Below are 20,803 nucleotides of genomic sequence, written 5' to 3' on the forward strand. Positions count from 1 at the left end.
CCTTCATCCACTCGACGACTCTTTGTGCACTGTTGATGGCGTAGTGCCTTCCTGGGCATGATGTTGCTTCAGCTTCGCCACGACCTGCCCCACCACTCGGGCCGGACTTCGCCCGTCCGTGCGGACGCGAATAGTGGCGACCGATCGATAGAGCGGACGCCGTGTGCGCATCAAAGCCTGATAGGTGGCGCGTGCATCCGGACCCGCCAGCAGCGGGCGGGATGTATTGGCCCCGGTTCGACGCAACCCCTCCGCGACACTGATCTCGAGGTAGACCACTGTCTGCGAAGCCAGCGATGCGCGGGTGCGATCGGAAAGAATCGATCCGCCTCCGAGCGAGACGATGCCCTCATGAGAGGCAAGTGCGTCGGCTACGACCTGCTCCTCGATCACTCGAAACGCCTGTTCACCGTCCTGCGCGAAGATCTCCGGAATTGTACGACCGGTGCGGCGCTCGATCGCTGCGTCCGTGTCGAGCAGCTCCAACTCGAGCGCCTGCGACACGCGCCTACCGATGGTGGACTTCCCCGCGCCGGGAGGTCCCACCAGCACCGCATAGGGAGTCATCGTGGTGGTCGGGCGGCGTTGCCCTTCAGGTAATGCGCGACGTTGCTCGTCGTCTCCGCCAACGAATCGCCACCGAACTTCTCGAGCACCGCCTGCGCCACAACGAGAGCCACCATCGTCTCGGCCACGACGCCCGCAGCAGGCACAGCACATACATCGGACCGTTGATGGATCGCGACGGCTTCTTCGCCGGTCGACATATCCACCGTTGCGAGCGCGCGAGGAACAGTCGAGATCGGCTTCATCGCAGCCCGAACACGAAGCGCCTCTCCGTTGGTCATGCCACCTTCGATACCACCGGCGCGGTTGGTCGATCGCAGGATGCCGTCCGGACCCGGGGTGATCTCGTCGTGCGCGGCGCTGCCACGACGACGGGCCGTCTCGAAGCCGTCACCAACCTCGACGCCCTTGATCGCCTGAATTCCCATGAGCGCTGCAGCAAGTCGTGCATCGAGCTTACGATCTCCGCTGACGAACGATCCGAGGCCGACAGGAAGCCCATGTACGACGACCTCGACGACGCCGCCGAGGGTGTCGCCGTCTCGCTTCGCGGCTTCGATCTCGGCGATCATCGACTCACCGGAAGCAGCGTCGAAGGCTCGCACCGGACTCGCATCGATTGCGTCGAGATCGTTACCGGACGGTGGTGGCCCGACATAGGGGTCCGATGCACCGATGGAAATGACGTGGGACACGACATCGACACCGAGTGCCTGTTTCAAGAAGTTTCGTGCCACGGTGCCGATCGCGACTCGCGCGGCCGTTTCACGGGCACTCGCCCGCTCGAGAACCGGCCTGGCGTCGTCGAATCCGTATTTCAACATTCCCGAATAATCGGCATGCCCAGGACGGGGCCTGGTCAACGGAGCGTTCCGCGCCAACGCGTCGAGAACCGACGGGTCAACCGGGTCCGCGGACATGACCTGCTCCCATTTGGGCCACTCGGTATTGCCTACTTCGATCGCGATCGGGCCGCCGATGGTCCGACCATGACGCACACCACCGGTGATCGTCACCTTGTCGGCCTCGAACTTCATCCGGGCGCCGCGTCCGTAGCCCAGTCGGCGGCGAGCCAACTGATCGGCAATGTCGTCCGAGGTCACCTCTACACCCGCGACCATTCCTTCGAGGATGGACACGAGAGCAGGGCCGTGAGATTCTCCGGCAGTTATCCAGCGCAGCACGGCCTCATCTTTTCACGTCGGTGAAGCCGCGAGTGCCAGCAGGGTCGACAGGCACATGGACGGGCCGTGAGGAATGGTGCAGTTTCGGTGGCCGAGCGCCGTTATCGCCACCCCTACCAGCCCGGTCAGCAGCGGCGGAAGTATTGCAACCAACGCCCACGCGTCGAGACCCGCCATCGCCGCAACACCGCCGAGTGGCCACGCCAGTTTCACGTCACCAGCACCGAATGCCGTGGGCAAACACACATGAACGAGAAGATAGCTGCCGAACAGGGCCGCCGCACCGACGAGCATGGGCGCGATGTCGCCGGAGAATGCTCCGAGCAACAGGGCGACGATCGCTCCTGCGCCTGTCAGCGAATTCGGTAAACGCCTGCACCCGATGTCGATGCACGCCAGCACCGAACACCACCAGCCCAACAGCCCGAGCGAGATACCGCAACCGAGCAGCGATCCCGCCGACCACACCACACTCAGCACCAAGGGAAGTCCGACGGCCTTCCAGGACAGTGCCAGCCCTCTCACAGTTCGCTCGGTGGCGATTCCTATGCCCCATCCGATCGAACCGAATGCCAGTGCCCATCCCAGAGATGCCGTGGTCATGCGGCAAGTGTGGAACTACTGCCGACGCATGTCGCGTCGGACTCCCAGGTGGAGAACCGCCCTGTGTATCGACGAGCCACCTGTGGATGAAACTGTCAGTGGGTGCCGATAGCTGCGATCATCGCCGCGCGCGGAGCGGATCGACCCGTAAATTGCTCGACCTGCCCGAAAGCTTGATTGAGCAACATCGACAGGCCCGAGACGATGATGCCGCCGGCCGACTCCACCGCGGTCGCCAACGGCGTCGGCCATGGATCGTAAATTGCGTCGAGGACGATCGGCGAGTGTGCAATGGCCGCCGACACCGGTGCGGCGCCGTCCGCGGGCACAGTACTGACAACGACTGCCGACGCGGCGGCCGCGTCGGACAGCGTTCCGTCGGACATTGCCAGGAACGTGGTCCTCAAGCCGGCCGCTTCGCCGCATGTGAGGGTCTCACGAGCTCGATCTTCCGATCGTGCGACAACTGTTGCCGATCGTGCCCCCATTTCGGCGAGCGCGACCAGCGCCGGCCTCGATGTACCGCCCGCCCCGACGACCATGACTGCCCGACCTGCAAGATCAGCGACACCGGCCTCGCGCAGCGCCCCCATCACCCCATCGACATCTGTGCAGTCGGCTCGCCATCCGGTCTCGGTGCGCAGCAGAGTGTTCGCCGAGCCGGCGAGAACCGCACGATCGGTTCTCGTATCGGCGAACTCCAACGCGGCAACCTTGTTCGGCATCGTCACCGACAGGCCTACCCAGTCCGGACCCAGACAGCCCACGAGCCCCGGCAGTTGATCGGCCGAACATTCGATGCGTTCGTAGGTCCAATCACTCAGACCCAAGGCACGGTATGCAGCGAGATGTAGCTGAGGCGATTTCGAATGGATGACCGGATTCCCCAGAACGGCGGCACGCATCGTTTCTACCGTCCGCTGTCGAGGAATCCGTCCTCGACCTTTCCGATATTCGCAAGATGCTCTGCGTAGTCGCGGGTGAACAACGTGTCACCTACTTGGTTGATAGTCACGAAGTACAACCAATCACCGTCTGCGGGTGCCTCGACCGCTTGCACTGCACCTATGCTCGGCGCCGCAATCGGGGTCGCCGGGAGTCCCTCCATTGCATAGGTGTTCCACGGTGTCACTGTCGCTCGGTCCTCGTCGGTCGTTGCGACCTCGGTTGTGTCGAGGGAGTAATTCACCGTCGAGTCGAACTCGAGCTTCTGCGGTGCGGCCAACCGATTGATGATGACGCGCGCTACCTTGCTGAAATCCGGCGGAAGCGATTCACGTTCGACGAGCGAAGCTGCCACCAACGTCTGATACGGGCGGAGACCCGAGTTGGCACCGGCGGTGAGGATCCCAGTTTTCTCGTAGGTCGCCGCGCTTTCCTCCACGAGCTGTCGGAGAATGTCACCCGGTGCTGCGGTCGGATCGAAGTCCCACGTGCCGGCAGCAATGAGACCTTCCAGTTGGCGGTCTCGATCGGGAACAACACTCACCTCCGCGCGCGCCCATTCGGGTACCCCCAACGCCATCGGCTCCGCGAGACCACCTGCGGTGTTGAAGTCGGCGTAGGAAATACATGTCGGTGTGCCTGCACCTGTCGTATCGATGCAGCTTGCTTCCGACAAAAGCGTGTAGATGCCCTTCTTGACAGCATCGGTATTGACGTCGCGTGAGTCGTGAAGTTGACGGCCCTCGGAAATTACGACGTTGCCGACCCGAGCGGATGGATCGACGAGTGCTGTCACTGCGTCCTCGGCAGGTACGTGACTCTCGAGCAGGTAGTAGCCGGGCTGCACCGACGACATTGCCGGGTTGACGACTGCGGCTTCCATGAAGGCACCAGAACTCGCCACGATGCCCTTGTCGGTCGCCTCGACACCGATCTGATCTGCAGTGTCACCAGGCTGCACCCGTAACACCACCGACGGCCCCGAACTACCTGCCGTGAAATCGTCAGGGGCCACCGGGCCGCCCGCAAACCGGTCGTACACGAGGAAACCTCCCACTGCGATCACGATGACGAGGATCATCCCCAGCGCCAGCCCGACCTTGCGGCCGCGTCGCTTGCGCTTTCGGGCCGAACGGTCGTGCCGAACCTCTGCTCGTGAACGTCCCACTTCCTGCGGACCGCCATGAGTCACAGCGTGATGAAATTCGCTCCCTTCGTCGACCTGATACCCGATCGGATCCGTCAGCGCTTCGTCGTCGTACTCGTAATTCCCCCGGTCCGTGGACCTTTGGTTGTTCACTCGACCTCCGGCGTTGGATCGGTCTCTGCCGATTTCAGTCGCGCGGACCGCTCATCCAGCCACCCCTGCAGGATTGCGACCGCAGCAGCTTGATCGATGACCGAGCGCTGTGATTTCCCCCGCACACCACTGTCTCGAAGTGCACGCGTCGCAGTTACCGTAGTCAATCGCTCGTCCGACATCCGAATCGGCACGCCGGGCAGTCGTCGCGACAATAATCGCGCAAACCCCTCAGCTGCCTTGACCGCGGATCCACTTTCTCCTCGCAGAGTGCGTGGTAGTCCGATGATCACCTCGACCGCCTCGTATTCGGTGACGATCTCGACGACACGCGCGACGTCGGGTGAGTCCGATCCTTTGGGCTTGGACCGCACGACAGTCTCCACCGGCGTCGCAAGTACGCACCGTGGGTCGCTGACGGCAACACCGACACGGACACTTCCGACGTCGATTCCAATTCGACGTCCGAAACCGGGATCGTCCGCGCCTGGACGGTCCGGTAGACCAGGAGGTCGACGAGAAAAATCCGGCACGGTCAGGCGCCGACGAGTTCTGCGATCCGGGCGCGCACAGCGGCCAATCCATCGGCGATACCGCTTGGATTCGATCCGGATCCCTGTGCAGATTCGGCCTTACCGCCGCCGCGACCACCGATGGCCGGGCCGAAGCTGGCCACCAGTTCTCCTGCTTTCACACCGGCTTCCTGTGCTCCGGCGTTTGCGGTTACCACGAAGGGCACCTTCCCATCGACGTCGCCGATAAGGACCACGACCGCAGGTTCGGAACCGAGACGCCCGCGAACATCGGCAGCGAGTCCGCGGAGATCATTGCCGCCTACGCCATCGGGGGCGCGCGCTATGACTGCTCGAACGGCTCCCAATCGTTCGGCACCTGCAGCGAGGCCACCTGCCGAAGCGAGTACGGAAGCTGCCTTCACTGCCTCGAGTTCCTTCTCTGCCACTCGCAGCTTTTCCACCAATGTCTCGATCCGGCCCGGCACTTCCTCGGTCGGAACCTTGAGCGAGGACGCGATCCCGGCGAGCAGGGCACGTTCTTTCGCCAAGTATCGATATGAATCCAAGCCGACGAATGCTTCGACTCGGCGCACCCCGGAACCCACCGACGACTCGCCGAGCAGGGTGACCGGCCCGATCTGCGAAGTATGTTGCACGTGCGTTCCTCCGCACAGTTCCATGCTGAACGGTCCACCGATGTCGACGACGCGAACCTCGTCCCCGTAGTTTTCACCGAACAGCGCCATCGCGCCCATGGCCTTGGCACTGTCGAGGTCGGTAACCAAGGTGTTGACAGCGAGGTCGGCACCGATCGCGTCGTTCGCGACAGCTTCGATGTCGTGTCGCTGTGCCTCGGACAGTGCGCCCTGCCAGGAGAAGTCGAATCTGAGGTACCCGGGCTTGTTCAGCGATCCGGCCTGGGTGGCATTGGGTCCGAGCACCTGCCGCAGCGCCGCGTGCACCATGTGGGTTCCAGAGTGACCCTGCGTTGCGCCCTTACGCCACGACGGGTCCACGTCGACGCGCACGACGTCGCCTTCGGTGATCTGACCTGATTGGACCGTGACCTTGTGCGTCCACACCTTTTTGGCGATCTTTTGGACGTCCTCCACGTCAGCGCTGAAACCTGGGCCACTGATCGTTCCGATATCGGCGATCTGTCCACCCGATTCCGCATACAACGGGCTGCGATCGAGAATGACCTCGACGGACTCCCCCGCCGTGGCCGTTGGGACGCGAACTCCACCGGAGATCAGGGCAAGCACATTCGCCTCCGAGGACAACTCCTCGAATCCGGTGAACTCCGTTGCCCCGAGGTCGACGAAGTCCTTGTAGACGGACAGGTCGGCGTGAGCATGCTTACGTGAACGCGCGTCTTCCTTCGCGCGCTGACGCTGTTCGGCCATCAGCGACCGGAAACCATCCTCGTCTACGTTCAAACCCGCCTCCGACGCCATTTCGAGCGTCAGATCTATCGGGAATCCGTAGGTGTCGTGCAGCGCGAACGCCTCGGCGCCGCCGATTGTCTTCTTTCCTGTCGACTTCACCGACTCCGCAGCTGTGTCGAACAGCTTGGAACCGGAAGTGAGGGTCTTGAGGAACGCCGACTCCTCACCGACCGATACATTGAGGATGCGATCGAAGCCGGTGACGAGCTCCGGGTACGACTGAGCCATGGTGTCGCGGACGACGGTGATGAACTCGCCCATGGTCCGGTCCGGCGCACCGAGCAGACGCGCCGAGCGCACGATTCTGCGCAACAGACGACGCAGCACGTATCCGCGCCCGTCGTTGCCCGGGTTGACGCCGTCGGAGATGAGCAGCGCGGCGGTGCGCGCGTGGTCTGCGATGACACGGAACCGGATGTCGTCCTCGTGGTTCTTCCCGTACGCCCGGCCGCTCAGTTCCTCGGCTTTGGCAATGACCGGACGAACGAGGTCGGTCTCATAGACGTTGTCGACGCCCTGAAGCAGGAAAGCCACGCGCTCGACGCCCATGCCGGTGTCGATATTCTGCTTCGGCAGCGGCCCGAGGATCTCGAAATCGTCCTTGCTGATTCCCTGCCCGCGCTCGTTCTGCATGAAGACGAGATTCCAGATCTCGATATAGCGATCCTCGTCGGCCTCCGGCCCACCGTCGACACCGTATTCGGGCCCGCGGTCGTAGTAGATCTCCGAGCACGGACCACACGGACCGGGAATTCCCATCGACCAGTAATTGTCTGCCATCCCACGGCGCTGGATCCGCTCGTCGGGTATCCCGGCAAGTTCTTTCCACAGCGCAATGGCCTCGTCGTCATCCAGATACACCGTCACCCAGATGCGCTCCGGATCGAATCCGTATCCGCCGTCGGCCACACTGCCGGTCAGAAGCGTCCAGGCATAGTGGATCGCTTCACGTTTGAAATAGTCACCGAACGAGAAGTTTCCGGCCATCTGAAAGAACGTGTTGTGGCGCGTGGTGATGCCGACGTTCTCGATATCGAGTGTGCGGACACACTTCTGAACACTCGTCGCCGTAGCGAACGGAGGTGTCTGCTGGCCCAGGAAGTAAGGAACGAACTGCACCATTCCTGCATTGACGAATAACAGGTTGGGATCGTCGAGCACCAACGAGGCACTGGCCACCTCGGTGTGGCCTGCCTTTACGAAGTGGTCGAGGAAACGCCTGCGAATGTCATGGGTTTGCACCGGTACAGGTTAACGCGCCGCCGGTGCACCCCGTGTCATCACCACTACTTGCACGTCAACGAGTTGTTCGTCGACGGCTTGTTCGTCAACGGCCACGCACAATGCGACGTAGCTTGCCTACGCGGGTCGCGATCTCACGCTCCACACCGTGATCGGTAGGCGCGTAGTAGTCGACACCCACCAATTCGTCCGGTGGGTACTGCTGCCGGAGAACTCCACTCGAATCGCTATGCGGATACTTGTAACCCACCGCACTACCGAGCGCTTGCGCCCCTTTGTAGTGCCCGTCCCGCAAATGGGCGGGCACCGGACCGGACTTGCCTGCTGCAACATCGGCCATCGCCGCACCGAGCGCTGCGATGACGGCACCGGACTTCGGCGCGGTCGCAAGATGAATTGTGGCTTGGGCCAAGGCCAATCGCGCCTCCGGCATACCGATGAGCTGTACCGCGGTGGCAGCAGCCATCGCTGTCTGCAACGCGGTGGGGTCTGCCATTCCGACATCCTCGCTGGCATGCACGACGAGTCTGCGTGCGATGAATCTGGGATCTTCGCCTGCTGTGATCATCCGCGCCAGGTAGTGCAGGGCGGCATCGACATCTGATCCCCTGATCGATTTGATGAACGCACTGATGACGTCGTAATGCTGGTCGCCGTCACGGTCGTACCGCACTGCCGCCTTGTCGACACTCGCTTCGACGGTGGCGAGGTCGAGCGTCGGCCCGGTAGCCGCCCCAGCGGCCGCCTCGAGCGCGGTCAACGCACGACGTGCATCTCCTGCTGCCAAACGAACCAGATGAGCCATCGCATCGGCGTCGATCGAGACGGCTCCGTCCAGTCCCCGCGGATCGTGGGCGGCGCGAGTGAGCAACAGTTCGATGTCTGCAGAACTCAACGGGTGCAGTTGGAGCACGAGGGAGCGGGACAGCAACGGTGAGACGACAGAGAAAGACGGATTCTCCGTAGTCGCGGCCACCAGAAGTACGATTCGGTTTTCGACGGCAGCCAGCAAGGCATCCTGCTGGGTTTTGGAGAACCGATGAACCTCGTCGATGAACAACACAGTTTGCTCACCTGCCGTCAACCGGCGGCGAGCCAGGTCGATGACTACCCGAACCTCTTTGACGCCTGCCGACAAAGCCGACAACGCTTCGAACCTGCGACCCGTCGCTCCGGAGATGAGCGAGGCCAACGTGGTCTTGCCGGTGCCGGGTGGGCCGTACAACATCACCGAAGATGCCCCTGAACCTTCGACGAGGCGTCGCAGAGGGGCACCCGGCGCGAGAAGGTGCCCCTGCCCGACTACCTCGTCCAGATTTTTGGGGCGCATCCGCACAGCCAACGGAGCGTCCGGTCGGGCGTGGGACTGGCTCGGCCGCGACCCTTCGCCTGCGTCGATGCTCGCCGGATCTCGCTCACCGCGGTCAGATTCAGCGGTGTCGAAGGTCTCGAACAGACCGCTTTCTTCTCCTTCATCGAAATCAGATCCGAAACCGATACTCACAAGTCGGACGCTACAGAACTGCGGGCGATGTTCAGCGCTCCCACTTCGACCTCAGAGACGCTAAAACTCTCTCGGCGAAATCGGTCACATCGTGGTCACCGGAACGTTGCGCCTGTTCGAAGAGAATTCGCCACCGCGATATGAGTGCCTCGGACCGTGGAACCGAGAGGTGATGCCGACGCGCAGCGGCGATCCGGGTGTGGTCGTCAGGGAGAAACCAGTAAGTCGACATCCAAACCCAGATGAGCTGAGCATCGAGAATTTTCGAGGCAAGGACCCGGTCGTCGGCCAGTTGCGGCCAAATGCCGACAACCTCGGCTCGCCATGCGTCGACCATGGCTTGTGCACGCTCGGTCGAAAGGTCGAAATGGCACAGGCATCCGGGAGAGGACGCCAATGCATACGTGATGTCGAGCGTGGCATCTCGAAAGCCGCCCCACTCGTAGTCGAGGAAGCGCACACCCTCCCCGTTGACGATGATGTTGTCCGGGCACAGGTCGGATGGGCTGAAGGCACGAAGCGCACCATGTGCGAACAACCTCCCGCTTCGCTCGACGCGGGCCAAGACGCGCAGCGGAGTGTCCGTCATGCCAAGTACTTCGGCGAGCATCTTCGGTACGGCAACAAGCGCATCCGGTATCTGCTCCGAAATGCCGTCAGCCGAATGCGGCAGACCCACACGCCTGAGCAGCGCCGCGAAATCGTCTTCTCGTCCAGCGGTGGCGGCATGCATGCGTCCGAGCGCTTGTGCCATGGCCATCAACGAGTTGGTGACCGATGCCGAGTCGGAATGTTTGAGCAATGCAGTGATCGAACTGGCATCGCCTAGATCACTGAGAACAAGCAACCTCGCCCCCAGGTCGTAAGCCAGCAGGGACGGCCCCGGTCGACTGTCGGTTGCGAGAGCCGTAGTGAATTGATACGACGCCGCCTCACGGAGAAAGGCCGACCTACCGCCGACAGTCTCCGCTTCGCTGTGGAGTTCGGTGTCGGTTGCGGTATCTCGAACCTGCTTGATCACCAGGGTTCGAGGCAACTGAAAAGGATTCTCCGAAACTCGAACGCGAAGGACAATTGCCTGGCCGCTGCCTCCGAGGTCGACGGGATCGACCAAGGTGACGTGTGCACCGGCACGTCGGGTAAGCAACTGCTGCGCAGCTGCTACCACCTCTGAAACAGGATCTGCCAATGTTGCGGTCATCGCGTACCAAGGTACCCGGTCTGTATGACAAACTGTGGCGGCTCCGATACGTCGAATCGGCTTGTTTCCGACTGACCTGGGGAATCGCCGATACCGATTTCATCACGACGGGCATCGAACCGGACAGACCGGAATCGAGGGTATCGACACAGGTGGAACTTCCTGCGGTAGTACCTGAATCCTCGGAAAGAACTGTTCGCTTCGACAAAGGCACTGCTCGTCGCCACGTCAGGCTTGACACATCACAGCCGGTGGGGTTCGCTCACCCTGAAATTGCGTCAGTACGCGACGGCGCGTTCATGGATGAAGAACGACTCGAGGGGGATATTTCGTGACCAACCCGCCCAATGATCCGCACTACGGCGGCGTAGACCCGAATCAGCCGCAGTATCCGCAGAATCCGGGCAACAGCTACCCACCACCCGGGAACTACCCACCACCCGGAAGTTACCCACCGCCGCCCGCCTCTGGCAATGCCGCGTACGGCCTCGGTTCTCAGCTGCCAGGAGGCGGCCGGCCAGGGGGCTTGGGAGCGCGGTTCGCCGCTCGCTTCATCGACGGCATCATCGTGGCCGTAGTGGCGCTCGTCGTCTATGCAATCTCGCCGGACGGGTTCGTCGGGCAGTTCATTCTCGGCCTCGTCACCGCGGTTCTGGGATTCGCCTACTTCACGCTCCTCGAGTCGAGCCGAGGGCAGACGCTGGGTAAGCAAATGCTGGGTCTTCGCACTCTCGGCGCTGCAGGCGGCAACCCCACGCAAGCCGAGGCTGCGAAGCGGAATGCGTTTCTGCTGCTGAACATCGTCCCGGTTCTTGGCGGGTTGCTCGTTTTCGTCGCATACATCGTCATTGCTGTGACGATCAACTCGAGCCCCATCAAGCAGGGCAAGCACGACGAACTCGCCGGCGGCACTCAGGTGATCGCGGTCAACTGACCCGGGCCTGCGTACAGGGGGGTGTAACCAAGCGGATCCATCGGAAGACTCCCGATGGATCCGCTTTTCAGTTCACCGACCGACGGATACGGATGTTCAGCCGACTTGAACGGCGCACAATGACCTGAAGTCCCTGAAAAAGGAGAAATACCGTGAGCGAGAACCCACCGACCGGCCCGCAGTACGGCAGCACTCCCGACCCCGACCGACCAGACCTTGGGAAGTCTTCGCAACCAGGAGAGGGCGGCTACCCGCCACCAGGCAACACACCACCAGGCAACACACCACCGGGCAACTACCCACCACCGGGCAACTACCCACCGCAGGGTGGATACCCCCCGCCGGGCAACTATCCACCGCCCGGTAACTATCCACCCCCGGGTGGATACCCGACTGGTGGCTATCCGCCTGCGTCCGGCAACTACCCACCCCCGGCGGGCAACTACCCACCCCCGGCGGGCAACTACCCACCCGGCAACTACCCCCCACCTCCCGGAAACTATCCCCCGCCACCCGGAAACTACGGCTCGCACGGGTCCGGATTCGGCGGAGGACTGCCCCCGACGCTCGACGTCGGCGGCGCGATTTCCTTCGGTTGGAACAAGTTCAAGGACAACGCAGGCGTGTGGGTCGGTATCGTCTTCATCGCTGTAGTTATTCAGTTCGTCATCAATCTGATCTTCGGCGGATTCGACACCTCCGGGGACTTCTCGTCGAGTTTCAATGTTCTGGGAATCATCGGCACGCTTGTCGGTGCGGTTGTGACATACCTGATCCAGGCTGCGATGGTTCGCGGTGCATTGCACGAGGTCGATGGGACCAAGCCCACGATCGGATCGTTCTTCCAGTTCGCCAATGTTGCGGCGATCATCATCGCCAGCGTGCTGATCGGGATCATGGCGACGATCGGCTTCGTGTTGCTGATCATCCCGGGCATCATCGTGGTGTTTCTGACGTGGTGGACGCTTCAATTCGTGGTCGACCGCAACGAAGATGCGATCACTGCAATCAAGTCGAGTTTCAGGGCGATTTCGTCGAACGCGGGCCAATTGTTCTTGCTTGCACTCGCACTCGTCGGAATCAACATTCTCGGCGCGATCCCCTGCGGGCTAGGACTACTGGTGACCATTCCGATCACCATCATTGCCTCGACGTATGCCTACCGCATCGTGACGAGCGGACAACCTGTCGCCTGAGCCTTCGGTCGAACAAGTGGAAGGGCCCCGATTCTCTCGCGAGAATCGGGGCCCTTCCACTGTGAGTTCGGCTATCGAGTAGCCGAAGGCTCATCCTTTTCAGCCTGCGCGGATTCCTTCTTCTCCAGCTTGGCGTCCTACTCCGGCTTGGCGTCTATGCCGGATTCCTTACGCTGTAGCGGCGTGATCGGCGCCGGCGCGTCGGTCAACGGGTCGACGCCGCCGCCGGACTTGGGGAATGCAATGACCTCGCGGATCGAGTCGACTCCGGCAAGAAGAGCAGTGATCCGGTCCCAACCGAAGGCGATCCCGCCGTGCGGCGGCGCTCCGTAGCTGAAAGCGTCGAGCAGGAATCCGAACTTCTCCTGTGCCTCGGCTTCGCCGATCCCCATCACCGCGAACACGCGTTCCTGAATGTCCTTGCGGTGGATACGAATACTGCCGCCACCGATTTCGTTGCCGTTGCAGACGATGTCGTACGCGTAGGCGAGCGCCGACCCCGGATCGGTGTCGAAAGTCGCCATCGAATCCGGCTTCGGTGAAGTGAAAGCATGGTGCACGGCCGTCCACGCCCCGGAGCCGACGGCAACGTCACCGCTGGCCGTCGCGTCGGACGTCGGCTCGAAAAGTGGCGCATCGACGACCCAGACGAACGCCCAAGCCTTCGGGTCGATCAGGTCGAGTTTGCGTGCGATCTCACCACGCACTGCCCCGAGTAGCCCGCGCGAGCCCTTGACCGGTCCCGCGGAGAAGAAGATTGCGTCACCGGGCTTGGCGCCTACGTGAGCTGCGAGGCCGTCGCGCTCGGTATCGGTGAGATTCTTCGCTACCGGTCCACCGAGGCTTCCGTCCTCGCCGACGAGTACGTAGGCAAGTCCCTTGTGCCCACGCTGCTTGGCGAATTCCTGCCATTTGTCGAGCTGCTTGCGCGGCTGTGAGGCGCCGCCCGGCATCACTACCGCTCCGACGTACGGTGCCTGGAATACCCGGAAGGTCGTGTCGGCGAAGAAGTCGGTGCACTCGACGAGTTCGATCTCGAACCGAAGGTCCGGCTTGTCCGACCCGTAACGCCGCATCGACTCGGCGTACGTGATCCGAGGAATCTTGTCGACGATCTCGTAGCCGACCAGTTTCCACAGAGCCGCGAGGATCTCTTCGGCCAGCAGAATGACGTCTTCCTGGGTGACAAAGCTCATTTCGACGTCGAGCTGGGTGAACTCGGGCTGACGATCGGCCCGGAAATCTTCGTCTCGGTAGCAGCGTGCGATCTGGTAGTACCGCTCGATTCCGCCGACCATCAGCAGCTGCTTGAACAGCTGCGGACTCTGCGGGAGCGCGTAGAAGCTGCCCGGCTGCAACCGTGCAGGCACGAGGAAATCTCGTGCGCCTTCGGGCGTGGATCGCGTCAAGGTGGGTGTCTCGACCTCGACGAACTCATGGTGCGCCAGCACACTGCGTGCTGCAGCATTGACATGCGATCGCAGACGGATGGCGCTTCCCGGGCCCTCGCGACGCAAATCCAGGTACCGATACTTCAGGCGAGCTTCTTCGCCCGGCTGTTCATCGAGCTGGAACGGAAGAGGGGCACTCTCGGCGAGAACCTCGATCGCTGATGCGTCGACCTCGATGGCGCCGGTCGGAATCTCGAAATTCTGGTTGCCGTCCGGTCTGGTCTCGACTTTGCCGGTCACCTTCACCACGTACTCCGCCCGTAGGCGGTGGGCCTGTTCGGCGACGGCGCCGTCACGGAAGACGACCTGAGCGACGCCGGACGCGTCACGAAGGTCGATGAAAATGACACCGCCGTGATCGCGTCGCCGCGCAACCCAACCCGTCAGGGTGACTGTTCGGTCGACGTGCTCGGGTCGAAGTGAGCCGGCGAGGTGGGTGCGCAGCACAGGTTTCCTTTCACAAAATTTCACAAAGCGTGTTCGTCGGTAGCCAATCCTACGGAGACACCTACGCCGACCGGAAACGCGATCCCACCACGGCGTGCGAAGCTAGTGCGCGACCGAGACCGAAAGCCCACAGAATTGACCCCGATGAAAGGATTTCGGCGATGACCTTCAACGAGGGCGCTCGTATGCAACCTGGCCGGGTTTCGACCGGCGGGGGCGGTGGCGGACGAGGCGGCAAGCTCGCGCTGGGCGGCGGCGCAGGTGGCCTGGTCATTCTGGTCTTGGCTTTGCTCTTCGGTGGAGATCCGGGATCCGTTCTCGGTCAACTCAGCGGTTCTACCGACAATGCAGGTCAGTCGCAGGCAGGCGGTACGGTGGCGAACTGCGAGACGGGCGCCGACGCCAATGCCAATATCGACTGCCGCGTGAGTTTTACCGTTGGCAGCCTCGACACGGTGTGGGAATCCGAACTCCAGTCGCAGACCGGGGTCGCGTATGTGCAGCCGGCCGTTCAGCTGTTCACCGGATCGATCAACACAGGTTGCGGCAACGCAACCAGCGCCGTCGGCCCGTTCTACTGCCCGGCCGACTCGACGGCCTACTTCGACACCAGTTTTTTCCAGGTTCTGGTGGACAGTTTCGGTTCGAGCGGCGGTCCCCTTGCACAGGAATACGTCGTGGCACATGAAGTCGGACATCACATTCAGAATCAGCTCGGCGACATCGGCCGTGCGCAGGCGGATCCACAGGGCCCACAATCAGGTGCTGTCCGGGTCGAGCTGCAAGCCGACTGCTACGCAGGGGTCTGGGCACATCATGCTGCGACGATTCCTGCACAGGACACCGGCGTTCCCTTCCTCGCTCCGTTGACCGACACCGATATTCGCGATGCTCTGTCCGCAGCGTCCTCGGTCGGCGACGATCGGATACAGCAGGCGTCGAGTGGCCGGGTCAATCCGGAGGGCTGGACCCACGGGTCGTCCGAGCAACGGCAGCAATGGTTCCTTTCGGGCTATCGAACCGGCCAAGTTGGCGCATGCAACACCTTCTCGGCCCGAGACCTCGACAACCCACCGGCGCTCCCTCGGTAAAGAGTTCGCGCGTCAGAACGGTCACGAGTGTGCTCACGGCGGCCTCTCGGGTACGCCGCTTTGCTTCGAACATCCGCCTCCGCGAAAGCCGTTGACATCTCGCTCATGCTGTGTAAATTTTACTGTAGGACTGGAGTCTCACGACGAATCGAGACGGCGATGAGCACCACCGCAGGAGTGATCGTTCGGGCACGTGACGAGGGTGAGCGTCGCTGGTTCTACGGAGGAGGCGAGCACCTCTGGAAGGCCACGACCGAGGAAACCAACGGTGCCTTCCTGCTTTTCGAAGATCGCATGACCGAAGGAAAGGTCACGCCTCTTCACATTCACCCCGAGTCCGACGAGTCGATGATGGTGCTCGAGGGGGAAATCCTCGTACACATCGACGGAACAGAACATCGGGTCGGCGCAGGTGGGTTCGCGCTCGCTGCCCGCGGTGTCCCTCATGCCTTCTTGGTTACTTCGCCTGAGGTTCGGTTGCTGTGCCTACACACACCTGGTTGCTGCCAAAGGTTCTACCTGGGCGCCAGCGATCCGCTGACCGCCGAGAATGCGGGAACCGTCGATATGGGTCGGGTCCAAGCATCGGCCGAGCAGTATGGCGGTATCGAGATTCTCGGTCCTCCACCCTTTGCGGCGCATCCCGACGGCATCTAGATTTGCCACCTGGCAGGACGCCGACCCTTCCGTCCAGGCGATTCCTCGGTGAAGTGCTTGCACATCAGAACAGGGTCAGTGCCGGGTCTACAGCGTTCGGCGTCGATGCCGGTTCCAGTTCGGCGGGCACGTTCACAGGTAGGAATTTGGTGTCGATGGGCCCGAACCCGTGGGTTGCAAGCAATGGGACGATACGTTCGCGCAGCCACGTCTTGTATTCGGGTGTGACGTACGCACCGCGTCCGTACAGCTGCCGATATCGCCTGACCAAGGCAGGGTGCTGCTCGGCCAGCCACGACATGAACCAATTTTTGGTCGAGGACCGTAGGTGCATCGGCATCGCGGTCACCGATGTGGCGCCTGCCTCGGCCAACGCCCCGAACAGTCCGTCGAGCTGCTTGGCTCCGTCGGTCAGAAATGGGATAACCGGTGCCACCAGCACAGCGCACGGCAAACCGGCCTCACGAATCGATCGGATAAGATCTAGCCGGGCCCGCGGGCTCGGAGTTCCTGGTTCCAATTGCTTCTGTAGATCCGGGTCGTGGATAGCGAGGCTGATACTGATGCGCACGTCCACCTCCCGGGCCGCGAGCGTCAGCAGGGGTAGGTCACGCCGCAGCAACGTGCCTTTGGTCAGAATCGAGAACGGTGTACCGGACTCCGTCAGCGCTCGGATGATGCCCGGCATCAGCCGGTAGCGGCCCTCTGCGCGCTGATAGGGATCGGTATTGGTTCCCAGCGCAACCTGTTCACACTTCCACGATCTGCGTGAGAGTTCCTTTCGGAGCACAGCAGCAATGTTGGTCTTGACGACGATCTGCGAATCGAAATCGTTGCCGGAGTCCAGTCCGAGATATTCGTGGGTGGGCCGGGCGAAGCAGTAGCGGCATGCATGCGAACAACCGCGTGCCGGGTTGATAGTCCAGGTGAACGGTAGCGAGGCGTCACCGGAAATCTTGTTCAATGCACTCTTGCACAGCACCTCGTGGAACGTGACGCCCTCGAACTCCGGCGTTTGCACGCTGCGCACGAGGCCGGCACGTTCCAAACCTGGTAGCGCGTCCTCGTCGGCAGCGTCGAGTGTTTGTCCCGCCCATCGCATGCACACAGTCGAACATTTGTTCTATGTCATGTCAAGACGCAACGAGGCGTGCACCTTTCGGTTCGCGGAGCACTAGGTGGTGAGACAAACGCGACGAAGGATAGCGTGTACCCACTGCCCGAACATGAAGGAGTACTTCTCACCGTGACTGCACCGAATATCCCGACTCTCGAACCGATCCTCCGGCTCGGCGTGACTCTCGGAGTTCCGATCGACATCGGCGGTGTCCCTACGGGAGAACGAGTCGTCATCCCCGTTCTCGGTGGTGCGGCGCCCGGACCGGACATCGAGGGCACGCTGGCCGGCACCTCGTCCGTCTTCGGATTGACACGGCCGGATGGCTGCACCGAATTCAGCGCCGAGTTCACTCTCGAACTGACGGTGGGCGGATATCTTTCACTGTCTTACCGCGGACTCCAATTCGGCCCGGCCGATGTCATCGCGGCACTGGGAGGGACCGAAGAAGTCGATCCGGCTACGTACTACTTCCGCGGAACTCTGGAAATCGCGACCTCCGTGCCGCAGTTCACGTACCTCAACCGGGCGCTGGTGGTGACATCCGGTTCACGATCGGCCGAAGCTGTTGTGCTCGACGCATTCTTGGTGACCTGACCGATCAGCTCGACAGTTCGGCGACTTCTCGATCGGTCAAAGTGGCAAGCGGAGTTCGTCCCGTCGCGCGGACCAACTCGATTGCTCGAAACAGCGGCCGCTCGTGCAGACCCGCGTCGCGCGCTTCTGCCTTGAGCTGATCGACCAGAACCGATGCGATCGCCGCCGCCGGTACCAACTCGGTGGTCCAGAGCGCATCGGCGAGCTTACGCAAAGACAGGATCGGCAGCTCTCGGCCACCGCCCTGGGTGTAGAGCGCGAGTGCGATCGTGACGCGAGCGTTGCCGTCGTACAACCGAAGAGTGACATTGTCGATCCGAGCGGTCCGCACCGCAATCTCGGCTGTCACGATCTTCGGCACCGACAATTGCTTCGTCCCGAAGCCGCCGCGGACGTGAATAGCGTTGCCGCTCAACCATGTTCGACGTCGGAGCACTATCCAAGTCGAGACCGACGTCGGCACCACCACGATGGCTCCGAGCACGACTGCCACAACCAACGGTAGGAAGAAGCTCGCGATGATCGCGAGCAGGATCGCGACTACTACTGCGCCGAACATGATCTTCATCAGCCGTGGTCTGATGAACTCGACCGGGACCAAATCGAGATCGACGTCATCCGAGCCGTCAGTCGGCAAGACGGGCCTCCAGATGATCGACGACGGCATCCAGCGAAACCTGCTGCTGTTCACCGGTGGCAAGTTCTTTGACAACAATGGACGTCTCGGCAAGTTCTTTGTCTCCGAGTACCAAAGCGAAGCGCGCTCCCGACCGATCGGCTGCCTTCATTGCTCCCTTCACACTACGATTTCCGTAGGCCAGGTCGACGCTGATTCCTTTGTGTCGCAACTCCCCCGCGATGGCCACGATCTTCGCTTTCGCTTCCAGGCCGAGCGGAACGCCGAACACTGCGCACCGGGAGGAAGCACCTGCCGATTTGCCCTCGGCTGCGAGGGCGAGCATCGTACGGTCGACGCCGAGCCCGAATCCGATACCCGAGAGCTCCTGACCACCCAACTGCGCCATGAGTCCGTCGTAGCGGCCCCCGCCTCCGATTCCGGACTGGGCACCGAGGCCGTCGTGCACGAATTCGAACGTGGTCTTGGTGTAGTAGTCGAGTCCTCGCACCATACGTGGATTTACGACGTACGTAACTTTCATCGCGTCCAGGTGGGCGAGCACCTCGTCGAAGTGCGCCTTGGCGGAATCGGACAGATGATCGAGCATGATCGGTGCGTCGGCGGTCATCTCGCGGACTTCCGGCCTCTTGTCGTCCAGCACACGCAACGGGTTGATCTCCGCGCGGCGCCGAGTGTCCTCGTCGAGGGGCAGGGCGAACAGGAATTTCTGCAGTAGCTCTCGGTACTGCGGGCGACAGGTGTCGTCACCGAGAGAGGTGATCTCGAGCCTGAAATCGGTCAACCCGACACTACGAAACCCAGTGTCGGCGACGGCGATGACTTCGGCGTCCAGAGCTGGATCGTCTACACCGATCGCCTCGACACCCACTTGTTGCAGCTGACGGTAGCGGCCGGCCTGTGGCCGCTCGTAGCGGAAGAAGGGCCCGGCATATGCCAGCTTTACCGGGAGCGCCCCTCGATCGAGGCCGTGTTCGATTACCGCGCGCATCACCCCGGCAGTGCCTTCCGGCCGGAGAGTGACCGATCGGTCCCCTCGATCGGCGAAGGTGTACATCTCCTTGCTGACCACGTCGGTCGACTCGCCGACGCCGCGGGCGAAGAGTCCGGTGTCCTCGAATATCGGCAGTTCGATATGCCCGTACCCCGCATTTCGTGCTGCGGTCAGCAACCCCTCTCGAACAGCGACGAATTCGGCGGAGTTCGGCGGAAAGTAGTCTGGAACACCCTTGGGTGCAGAGAAGGTCGACGGCTTGCTCACGAGTGCATATTTCCTTGTTCGGGACCGGTCAGTCCAACGAGAAACGGATTGGACGCGCGTTCTTGGCCGATGGAGCTCTGGCCGCCGTGTCCGGGAAGGATCACGGTGTCGTCGGCCAGTGGTAGCAGAGATCGGGCGATCGAGCGGAGTAGCTGGTCATGATCACCACCGGGAAGGTCGCTGCGGCCGATCGAACCGGCGAAGAGAGTGTCCCCGGTCAAAGCAATGGACACATCCCCGTCCGGCGCATCGATCGTTGTCGTGAATACCACCGAGCCCTGAGTGTGGCCCGGGGTACGCAGCACACCGAACGTGATTCCTGCGAGATCGAGTGCCATGCCGTCCTCGAGATCGAGTACATCGTCCGGCTCGTGGAACTCGGAGTCACCCAACATCGCCGCCAATGCCGGCCCGGTCCCTCGAATCGGATCCGAGAGCATGTATCGGTCCTCGGCCTGGATGTAGGCGGGGATGCCGAACTTTCTGCAGACAGGTTCCACGGACCATGTGTGATCGAGGTGTCCGTGAGTAAGGAGCACTGCGACCGGCGTCGTGTTCGAGGAGTTCAGAAACTCGAACAGGGGCTCTGCCGCATCCTGACCCGGATCGACGACGACGCATTCTTTTGCCCCGTCCTGGGCGAGTATGTAGCAGTTGGTCTGAAACATTCCCGCCGGGAATCCGGTGACGAGCACAGCTGCAGCTCCTAGATCGGTCTGGCACGGTCTTTCCTGCAGCCTAGTTGCACGGTGCGACCCGGACATCGCCAGTGCCTGGCGCTGCGCGCTGTGGAGCCCGTCAGAGTGTTCTCAGGATGTAATGGCACACTCACTGACGGCCGGTTTCGGCTCCGAACAGCCGGATCGAGCGCCGGTAATCGATCGAGGACAAGCGGGAGGACAGGCG

Annotated in this window: 19 protein-coding genes; 5 read left to right on the forward strand and 14 right to left on the reverse strand. The window is 62.1% G+C overall.

What is annotated here, in order from left to right:
• Nucleotides 1-3: 3 nt before the first annotated feature.
• The 9 genes from BJI47_RS07865 to BJI47_RS07905 form a co-directional block, all read right to left on the reverse strand.
• Nucleotides 4-567, reverse strand: a complete 564-nt coding sequence (locus tag BJI47_RS07865) for a shikimate kinase (RefSeq protein ID WP_088943179.1) — start codon at nt 565-567, stop codon at nt 4-6.
• Nucleotides 564-1,751, reverse strand: coding sequence for a chorismate synthase (gene aroC / locus BJI47_RS07870; protein ID WP_088943180.1), 1,188 nt, complete (start codon nt 1,749-1,751; stop codon nt 564-566). Before aroC ends, BJI47_RS07865 begins: the two co-directional genes overlap by 4 nt.
• 12 nt (nt 1,752-1,763) lie before the next feature.
• Nucleotides 1,764-2,186, reverse strand: coding sequence for a prepilin peptidase (locus BJI47_RS07875; RefSeq protein WP_368655880.1), 423 nt, complete (start codon nt 2,184-2,186; stop codon nt 1,764-1,766).
• Nucleotides 2,187-2,449: 263 nt separating this feature from the next.
• Nucleotides 2,450-3,259 carry a shikimate dehydrogenase gene (locus BJI47_RS07880; protein WP_088943182.1) on the reverse strand — a complete coding sequence of 270 codons (810 nt, stop codon included), beginning with the start codon at nt 3,257-3,259 and terminating at the stop codon, nt 2,450-2,452.
• A 5-nt stretch (nt 3,260-3,264) separates the two neighbouring features.
• The gene (gene mltG / locus BJI47_RS07885; protein WP_088943183.1) at nt 3,265-4,599 is read right to left on the reverse strand and encodes an endolytic transglycosylase MltG; all 1,335 of its coding nucleotides are present in this window, start codon (nt 4,597-4,599) and stop codon (nt 3,265-3,267) included.
• The gene (gene ruvX, locus BJI47_RS07890) at nt 4,596-5,132 is read right to left on the reverse strand and encodes a Holliday junction resolvase RuvX (protein WP_176224727.1); all 537 of its coding nucleotides are present in this window, start codon (nt 5,130-5,132) and stop codon (nt 4,596-4,598) included. The genes mltG and ruvX overlap by 4 nt, the downstream gene beginning before the upstream one ends.
• A gap of 2 nt (nt 5,133-5,134) precedes the next feature.
• On the reverse strand, nt 5,135-7,804 hold the full coding sequence (gene alaS, locus BJI47_RS07895) for an alanine--tRNA ligase (RefSeq protein WP_088943185.1): 2,670 nt from the start codon (nt 7,802-7,804) through the stop codon (nt 5,135-5,137).
• Between the two features lie 85 nt (nt 7,805-7,889).
• Complete coding sequence (locus BJI47_RS07900; RefSeq protein WP_088943186.1) at nt 7,890-9,308, reverse strand: replication-associated recombination protein A; 1,419 nt, start codon at nt 9,306-9,308, stop codon at nt 7,890-7,892.
• 31 nt (nt 9,309-9,339) lie between these two features.
• Nucleotides 9,340-10,509 carry a kinase gene (locus BJI47_RS07905; RefSeq protein WP_088943187.1) on the reverse strand — a complete coding sequence of 390 codons (1,170 nt, stop codon included), beginning with the start codon at nt 10,507-10,509 and terminating at the stop codon, nt 9,340-9,342.
• A gap of 331 nt (nt 10,510-10,840) precedes the next feature.
• Between BJI47_RS07905 and BJI47_RS07915 the strand changes: the two genes are divergently transcribed.
• Both BJI47_RS07915 and BJI47_RS07920 read left to right on the forward strand, forming a co-directional pair.
• A complete protein-coding gene (locus BJI47_RS07915) occupies nt 10,841-11,443 on the forward strand; it encodes an RDD family protein (protein WP_254900449.1) in 603 nt (200 codons plus the stop codon).
• A gap of 152 nt (nt 11,444-11,595) precedes the next feature.
• On the forward strand, nt 11,596-12,639 hold the full coding sequence (locus BJI47_RS07920) for a hypothetical protein (protein ID WP_088943189.1): 1,044 nt from the start codon (nt 11,596-11,598) through the stop codon (nt 12,637-12,639).
• A 137-nt stretch (nt 12,640-12,776) separates the two neighbouring features.
• On the opposite strand, the gene aspS is transcribed toward BJI47_RS07920, so the two are convergent.
• Nucleotides 12,777-14,537 carry an aspartate--tRNA ligase gene (gene aspS, locus BJI47_RS07925; protein ID WP_088943190.1) on the reverse strand — a complete coding sequence of 587 codons (1,761 nt, stop codon included), beginning with the start codon at nt 14,535-14,537 and terminating at the stop codon, nt 12,777-12,779.
• Between the two features lie 161 nt (nt 14,538-14,698).
• Here aspS and BJI47_RS07930 point away from each other — a divergent pair, with 161 nt between their 5' ends.
• Nucleotides 14,699-15,628: a neutral zinc metallopeptidase gene (locus BJI47_RS07930; RefSeq protein WP_088943191.1), complete on the forward strand. Its 930-nt coding sequence runs from the start codon at nt 14,699-14,701 to the stop codon at nt 15,626-15,628.
• Nucleotides 15,629-15,787: 159 nt separating this feature from the next.
• Nucleotides 15,788-16,285 (forward strand): cupin domain-containing protein, encoded by a 498-nt coding sequence (locus tag BJI47_RS07935; RefSeq protein ID WP_088943192.1) that lies wholly within the window; start codon nt 15,788-15,790, stop codon nt 16,283-16,285.
• Nucleotides 16,286-16,349: 64 nt separating this feature from the next.
• On the opposite strand, the gene BJI47_RS07940 is transcribed toward BJI47_RS07935, so the two are convergent.
• Entirely contained in the window at nt 16,350-17,387 is a 1,038-nt protein-coding gene (locus BJI47_RS07940) for an Rv2578c family radical SAM protein (protein ID WP_088943193.1), read from the reverse strand.
• Between the two features lie 144 nt (nt 17,388-17,531).
• On the opposite strand from BJI47_RS07940, the gene BJI47_RS07945 reads away from it, so the two are divergent.
• Nucleotides 17,532-17,999, forward strand: coding sequence for a DUF3237 family protein (locus tag BJI47_RS07945; protein WP_088943302.1), 468 nt, complete (start codon nt 17,532-17,534; stop codon nt 17,997-17,999).
• Nucleotides 18,000-18,003: 4 nt separating this feature from the next.
• Here BJI47_RS07945 and BJI47_RS07950 read toward each other — a convergent pair whose 3' ends face one another.
• From BJI47_RS07950 to BJI47_RS07960, 3 genes are read right to left on the reverse strand one after another with little or no spacing between them, the layout of a single operon-like run.
• The gene (locus tag BJI47_RS07950) at nt 18,004-18,636 is read right to left on the reverse strand and encodes a hypothetical protein (RefSeq protein WP_254900450.1); all 633 of its coding nucleotides are present in this window, start codon (nt 18,634-18,636) and stop codon (nt 18,004-18,006) included.
• Complete coding sequence (gene hisS / locus BJI47_RS07955) at nt 18,626-19,897, reverse strand: histidine--tRNA ligase (protein ID WP_088943195.1); 1,272 nt, start codon at nt 19,895-19,897, stop codon at nt 18,626-18,628. The genes BJI47_RS07950 and hisS overlap by 11 nt, the downstream gene beginning before the upstream one ends.
• Nucleotides 19,894-20,592 carry an MBL fold metallo-hydrolase gene (locus tag BJI47_RS07960; protein WP_088943196.1) on the reverse strand — a complete coding sequence of 233 codons (699 nt, stop codon included), beginning with the start codon at nt 20,590-20,592 and terminating at the stop codon, nt 19,894-19,896. Before BJI47_RS07960 ends, hisS begins: the two co-directional genes overlap by 4 nt.
• Nucleotides 20,593-20,803: the final 211 nt, after the last annotated feature.

Origin of the sequence: Rhodococcus sp. 1168, assembly GCF_002091955.1 — a bacterium.
Taxonomy (GTDB): Bacteria; Actinomycetota; Actinomycetes; order Mycobacteriales; family Mycobacteriaceae; genus Rhodococcoides.

Excerpts from the sequence above, each read along its gene's own strand:
- BJI47_RS07865 (WP_088943179.1), bottom strand. The coding sequence starts at position 567 with ATGACTCCCTATGCGGTGCTGGTGGGACCTCCCGGCGCGGGGAAGTCC.
- BJI47_RS07880 (WP_088943182.1), bottom strand. The coding sequence starts at position 3,259 with ATGCGTGCCGCCGTTCTGGGGAATCCGGTCATCCATTCGAAATCGCCT.
- BJI47_RS07905 (WP_088943187.1), bottom strand. The coding sequence starts at position 10,509 with ATGACCGCAACATTGGCAGATCCTGTTTCAGAGGTGGTAGCAGCTGCG.
- BJI47_RS07930 (WP_088943191.1), top strand. The coding sequence starts at position 14,699 with ATGACCTTCAACGAGGGCGCTCGTATGCAACCTGGCCGGGTTTCGACC.
- BJI47_RS07935 (WP_088943192.1), top strand. The coding sequence starts at position 15,788 with ATGAGCACCACCGCAGGAGTGATCGTTCGGGCACGTGACGAGGGTGAG.
- BJI47_RS07940 (WP_088943193.1), bottom strand. The coding sequence starts at position 17,387 with ATGCGATGGGCGGGACAAACACTCGACGCTGCCGACGAGGACGCGCTA.